Source organism: Halobacillus sp. ABD4_316 (assembly GCF_056161385.1).
In genome coordinates, this window is record NZ_JBSWZA010000001.1 from 1,325,067 (window position 1) to 1,331,625 (window position 6,559).

The following is a 6,559-nucleotide window of genomic DNA, read 5'->3' on the forward strand; positions in this document are numbered from 1 at the left end:
TCTTCTTATATAGATGACACCCGGTCGTGGACCGGGTGTTTTTTTCTTATTCTCGAACTTAGAGGTTTGTTATATTCATCAAATACTCCAGTTCCTCATCCGTCAGCTCACGGTATTCTCCAAGCTCCAGCTCTTCATCAAGAACCAGTTCCCCCATTTTAATCCGCTGCAGGTATACAACCTTCTTTCCTACAGCTTCGAACATCCGCTTTACCTGATGGAATTTGCCTTCGGTAATCGTCAGTTCGATTTCCGAAAATTCATCAGAAGAAAGAATGACCAGCTCCCCCGGTTTCGTATGATAGCCGTCATCCAGCGTGACCCCTGAAGCGAATTTTTCCACATCGCTCTCAGTGACTTTCCCTTCTATACGGGCAAAGTAGGTTTTTCCCACGTCTTTTTTCGGAGAAGTCAGCCGGTGGTTCAGCTGACCGTCGTTCGTGATCAGGAGCAGGCCTTCTGTATCCTTATCGAGTCTCCCGACAGGAAACGGTTCAAAGACGATATCCTCCGGCTGGAGAATATCGATCACTGTTGTCTCATGCGGATCTTCGGTAGCGGATATTAAATCCCCCGGCTTGTTCATCATTAGATAGATAAATTCCCGGTACTCCACTTCGTCGCCCATAACCGTCACTAAGTCTTCCTTGGGATCCACATGGGTTTTCGGGCTTTTTTCCGGTTCGCCGTTGATGCGGACATGGCCGCTCTTCAAAAGGCCTTTCACCTCTTTACGAGTTCCATAGCCCATATTGGCAAGCAGTTTATCAATTCTCAATCCTATTCCTCCTTAGCTGCGCTTCAAAAACTTATCCAGCACACGGACTCTTCCGCCCAGTACATGTTCAAGCAGTGTCGTCTTGTAGGCCGTCCACAAGTAGACGATTCCGCCGGCCCCTATACTGATGATCAATACGATCAAAGCATCCAGACGGTTTTCAGTGGGTTCAAATACAAAACCGAGCAGCCATTTGACTAGAAGTACCGTTACGGCCATGACTGCTGTCAGAATGACGACAAGCAGCGTACGCTTCAGCAGCTGCTTATAAGAAAAGTCGATGGTCGTAAAAATACGCCAGAAGTTCAGGCTGACAGCTGCAGCCACACCGATACCTGTCGCTAAAATCGCGCCTTTGGCGCCAAGCATCTGGATAAGCCACCAATTTAAGCTGAGCTTCAGCAGGATTCCTGTTCCGAGACTGACAACAGCGAAATTTTGTTTATTCACCCCTTGAAGAATCGAAGAAGTGACCGTATATAAGGCCAGGAACAGCCCTACTGGTGCATACCACCTGAGAAGATCTCCGCGGTATTCTATCTCATCCACGCCATAAAACGTTCCATACGCTTCCCACGCAACGACAGATAAGCCGGCGACAGCAGGAATGATCAGCAGCGCGACAATCTGGAGGGCCTGGTTGATCTGTTTGTTCAAACGGTCCATCTCATTTTTCGTAAACGCCTGTGTAATCGCAGGCAGCAGCGCCAGGGATAAACCAAGGCCGAGCGTAACCGGAATCATAATCAATTTATGACTTAGAAAATTTATGATGGAAAAAGCATTGTTATATTCAGCGCCTGAGGCCTTAATCGCTTTTTCCAAAGTAAACTGGTCGACCAGCTGGTATAAAGGCGTAGCAATCCCGACCAGAATGAAAGGACCGGCATAGGTGAACAATTCCTTGAACATTTCCTTATTGGACAATCCGTACGTATATTCCTGAGCCTGAATTTGATTTTCCAGGAAAGGTTTACGCTTTCTCCAATACACGTACAGAACGATACAGGAAGCAATTCCTCCGATAAAAGCGGCAAACGTTGCAAAACCGACCGCCTGATGGACAGGGCCGCCCAGCACCTGGACAATAACAAAAGCAGAAGCCAGAAGAAAAACAATCCGGACAATTTGTTCAACGACCTGTGATACGGCCGTAGGGGCCATAGACTCATGTCCCTGGAAGAAGCCTCGTGTAATACTCATCGGCGGTATTACGAGCAAGGCGAAACTGACCATCTGAATGACCATCGTCGCATGACCAAGGCGGTCAGAATCCGAGCCGATTGTCCATATGGCTACCTGTTCAGCTGAGAAGTACAGCATTAAAAACGCGATGACTCCTGTGATGGACATCAGGGTCATCCCCGCTTTCAGCATCCGCTGACCGGTCTCGTAATCACCAAGCGAGTTGTATTTGGACACAAACTTGGAAACAGCGACAGGAACACCCATGCTCGATAAGCTGAGCAGAATGCTGTAGGGAACATAAGCAATGGAAAATAGGTCGGTCCCGTCTGTTCCCACCATATTTTCAAACGGAACCGTATAAATCATTCCCAGGAACTTGGATAGGAAAGTTCCTGCAGTCAATAACAAGGTACCTTTAAGTATTTTTGACATAATTCGCTTTTCACCTTCAATTTTATTGTAGAATCGACCTCATCTATTTTATCATAGATAGAGGATAAACAAGGAACGATGAGATAAGAAAGGGACGACATTTATGAATTACCATGTAACCGTCATCGGCGGAGGGCCTTCAGGGCTTATGGCAGCCATCGCTGCTGCTGAACAGGGTGTAAGTACGCTCTTGATTGAAAAAGGAAAAAAGCTGGGCACCAAGCTTGCCATCTCCGGAGGCGGGCGCTGCAATGTTACGAACCGCCTTCCAGAAGAGGAAGTCATCAAGCATGTACCAGGAAACGGAAAGTTCCTATACAGTCCATTTTCTGTTTTTAACAATTACGATATCATTGACTTCTTTGAGGGGCTTGGAGTCGCGCTCAAAGAAGAAGACCACGGCCGGATGTTTCCGGTCAGTAATAAGGCGAAGGATGTTGTCCAGGCCCTTCTGAACCGGATGGATGAATTGAATATCGAAGTAAGAAAAGAAACGCCTGTGGATGCCATTCATTACGGAGAAAACGAACACGAGATCATTTTGAAGTCCAAAGAGAAGATACAAACGAATGCTGTAGTCATTGCGGCCGGCGGGAAAGCTGTCCCGCATACCGGATCTACCGGAGATGGCTATGCATGGGCGAAGAAAGCAGGACATACGATTACAAAGCTGTTTCCGACAGAAGTGCCTCTGCTGTCAAACGACACTGTAATTAAACAAAAGACTCTTCAGGGACTTTCTCTGCGGGGTGTGAACGTATCGGTATTAAATCCGAAAGGCAGAAAGATCATCACCCACCGGATGGATATGCTGTTCACTCACTTCGGTCTTTCCGGGCCTGCTGTTTTACGCTGCTCTCAATATGTCGTGAAAGAGCTGATGAAAGGCCACTCACCTGTGCAGGTGGAGATTGATGCTCTTCCTGACCAGCATGAACAATCCCTGCACGATGAGCTTCAGAAAACGATGAAAGACCAGCCCAAAAAAGCTTTTCGGAATGTAGTCAAGGGGATGGTTCCTGAACGTCTGCTCGACTATGTTCTGGATCAGTCCGACATCGATCGTGAGGATAAAGCGGCGAACTTGTCCAATCAGCAGCTCCACCAATTCGTTCAACTGCTGAAACACTTTACCGTTCACGTACACGATTCCCAGCCGATCGAAAAAGCTTTCGTAACAGGTGGCGGTGTTTCTATCAAGGAAATCGTCCCGAATACCATGCAGTCGAAATTCATGCCGGGACTTTATTTCTGTGGAGAAGTTCTGGACATTCACGGATATACCGGCGGATACAATATTACCTCAGCAATGGTCACCGGCCGTGTAGCGGGCATGCACGCAGCATGGGAAGCGATGGCATGACAAAAAAGTCGAGAAAGGGTCAGCCCTTTCTCGACTTTCTTTGTTTATATTCTGTTTCCCGGCCAAGCTCACGGTTGATCAACAGCTGCATTTCCTCACGGTTCTCCGGCATGATAACCGGATCCTCCTCATGCCAATCGACCATATAAATAATATAGAAACGCCGTATCCTTCTGAAATATACGGTTGAATGTGGAAACGTATCGAAATATCCGCGGACCATTTTCCTACGTGAATAACTCCATCTCGTCAGTTGTATGATGATCACCCCGAACATATATTCTCATCATCAGTATAACGAGGAATCTATGAAAATTCAACCGGAATTACCAAATAAAAACCAGTCCTAAAAACGAGAATAAGAGACTGCTGAAGAGGTAAAGATATCCATAGGCCTGCAGCCGGTCCCACCTGTTCGTCAAACCGAAAACACCTGCAATAGCCAGCCATACGATCATAGCCACAAAAATCATATGCTGGATTTCTCCAATATCTTCTTTCAGAGAAACAAGATAAAACCCAAGGGGGAGAAGCAGCAGAAGAACGGCATACTTCCAATTCCAAAATGTATTGCGTTTTCTTTCAAATTGAACCATTTCAAACGCTCCTTCATTCCTTATGTATACATCTTCCCGCCTATATTTTACCACACTTTAATAGATTCATGGATGGATCATATCCCTATCCAATAGTCTCTGTTATTGCTTGGTGTTGTTATTTAACATGTGAGCTCCTATCCCCCCTTTCTGTCATGGGATTTGTAGGAGGCGACCGGGAATGACTCCCTTTCCGTGGGGTACCGTGAGCCGCGGAAAGCGGACGGTTTTCCCTGCCATCCCATGCTCTGAGTAAACAACGGACCCCTAATTCCAGACGGAAACGATTTAGTAATCGTTTAAAATATCAACAACCGACTTTAACAGAGCTATTCAATAAAAAACACCCGGTCAGGAACCGGGTGTTTTTCATGAATTAAAAGTCTACATCTTTACCATAGTAAGCAGCGATGAACAATTGTTTCATCTGCTCTACAGAAGTTTCACGAGGGTTCGTTCCAGTACATGGATCTTCTACAGCATTGGCAGCCATTTGATCGACATGTTCTTTAAACAACTCTTCTTCTACACCAAAGTCTTTCAGTGTATTTGGTACATCCATCTCTTTATTCAGATTGCGTACCCATTCAATCAGACGATCTACGAGTTCTTCATCTGTCTGTCCGGAAAGGCCGATCCGGCGGGCAAGAGCTGCATAGCGGTCTTCCACTACACTGCGGTTGAATTGAATGACATATGGAAGATAAATCGCGTTCGCACAGCCGTGTGGAACACCAAAGGTCGGTCCACTCTTATGCGCCAGGCTGTGAACGTTCCCGAGAACAGCATTCGCAAAAGCCATGCCTGCCATCGCTTGAGCGTAATGAACTTTTTCACGGGAATCCTGGTTGTCTTTGTAAGAAGCCAGGAGATGCTGATCCAATGTCTCCAACGCCTCAATGGACAAAGCGTCAGTGAAGGTCGTCCTCGGTTTCGCCACATAAGCTTCAATGCTGTGTGTTACAGCATCCATACCACTATAGGCGGTCACGTGCTTCGGCATCGATTCAACCATAACCGGGTCAATGACAGCAAGGTCTGGTGTCAGGTCAAAATCAGCCAGCGGATATTTCACCCCTGTTTCTGATTCTGTAATGACAGAGAGGTTGGAAATCTCTGACGCTGTACCACTTGTTGTCGGGATTCCGATGAATTTCGCTTTCCCTCTTAGAGCCGGCAGATTAAATGGCTCCATTGCGTCCTGGAAGCTGAGTTCCGGGTGTTCATAGAAAATCCAGAAGGCTTTGGCAGCATCCATTGGGGACCCGCCTCCGATACCAATGATCCAGTCCGGCTCATAGTTTTTCACTTCTTCCAGATGATTGTTAACTAAGTCCGTAGACGGCTCTTCTGTAATACCTTCAATGACTTTCGTTTCTATATCCGCTTTAGACAAATGTTGTTTAATCGTATCCAGATTTCCATTTTCTTTTACTGAGCCTCCGCCAATAACAAGGAGTGCCCGCTTACCTTTGATCTCCTGAAGGATTTCAAGAGCATTTTCACCAAAGTATATATCGCGTGGAATTGTAAATCGATTCATGTTCAATACCTCCAAACTAGATTTGAACTCACAGAGGGAACATAACCGTTTACCTGCTATGTTAAACACAGCAGCAGGCTTATGGAACAAATTCGTGACCAAAGACTGGTTTTCCCCACTGTAAAACCAGTCCTTTAGACACGCTTCTTTATTTCTTCATAAGAGAAGAGCAAACTATAAATCATCATTAGAAAACATAAAAAACCCTTCAGGATAATCCTGAAGGGTTCGTGTGACGTGGCAGCGTCCTACTCTCACGGGGGTAAACCCGACTACCATCGGCGCTGAAGAGCTTAACTACTGTGTTCGGCATGGGAACAGGTGTGACCTCTCCGCCTTCACCACCACATCAATATAAAGTTTGAGGTAAACCCTCAAAACCAGATAAGGAAACAACTATTGATTAAAACACGATTCACGAAGTTTAGTCCGGCTGCAGCTCCTAAATCCTCGCTGTTCTAAGCACACCTTCTTCAAGACTGAAAAACACAGTCTTTACGAATGTTTGCTTAGCCAGTCGGATTTGACCAGTCGCTTTCGCCTTCTTCATATAGATAAGTCATCGATCCATTAGTATCCGTCAGCTCCACGTGTCACCACGCTTCCACCTCGGACCTATCAACCTCATCGTCTCTGAGGGATCTTATCTGCTCGAAGCA

Annotated in this window: 5 protein-coding genes and 2 rRNA genes; 1 reads left to right on the forward strand and 6 read right to left on the reverse strand. The window is 46.2% G+C overall.

Features of this window, described 5'->3' with window-relative positions; translation table 11 throughout:
• Positions 1–58: 58 nt before the first annotated feature.
• Positions 59–778, reverse strand: coding sequence for a pseudouridine synthase (locus tag ACXAJH_RS07115; protein ID WP_474971125.1), 720 nt, complete (start codon positions 776–778; stop codon positions 59–61).
• Between the two features lie 12 nt (positions 779–790).
• The gene (locus tag ACXAJH_RS07120; protein ID WP_474969246.1) at positions 791–2,398 is read right to left on the reverse strand and encodes a putative polysaccharide biosynthesis protein; all 1,608 of its coding nucleotides are present in this window, start codon (positions 2,396–2,398) and stop codon (positions 791–793) included.
• Positions 2,399–2,501: 103 nt separating this feature from the next.
• Between ACXAJH_RS07120 and ACXAJH_RS07125 the strand changes: the two genes are divergently transcribed.
• Positions 2,502–3,761 (forward strand): BaiN/RdsA family NAD(P)/FAD-dependent oxidoreductase, encoded by a 1,260-nt coding sequence (locus ACXAJH_RS07125; protein ID WP_474993443.1) that lies wholly within the window; start codon positions 2,502–2,504, stop codon positions 3,759–3,761.
• Between the two features lie 326 nt (positions 3,762–4,087).
• Here ACXAJH_RS07125 and ACXAJH_RS07130 read toward each other — a convergent pair whose 3' ends face one another.
• The 4 genes from ACXAJH_RS07130 to ACXAJH_RS07145 form a co-directional block, all read right to left on the reverse strand.
• Positions 4,088–4,357, reverse strand: coding sequence for a hypothetical protein (locus ACXAJH_RS07130; RefSeq protein ID WP_474969249.1), 270 nt, complete (start codon positions 4,355–4,357; stop codon positions 4,088–4,090).
• A 376-nt stretch (positions 4,358–4,733) separates the two neighbouring features.
• Entirely contained in the window at positions 4,734–5,900 is a 1,167-nt protein-coding gene (locus ACXAJH_RS07135) for an iron-containing alcohol dehydrogenase (protein ID WP_474971124.1), read from the reverse strand.
• 235 nt (positions 5,901–6,135) lie between these two features.
• Positions 6,136–6,249 (reverse strand): 5S ribosomal RNA (gene rrf, locus ACXAJH_RS07140).
• Positions 6,250–6,450: 201 nt separating this feature from the next.
• Positions 6,451–6,559, reverse strand: a 23S ribosomal RNA gene (locus tag ACXAJH_RS07145); the annotation flags it as partial.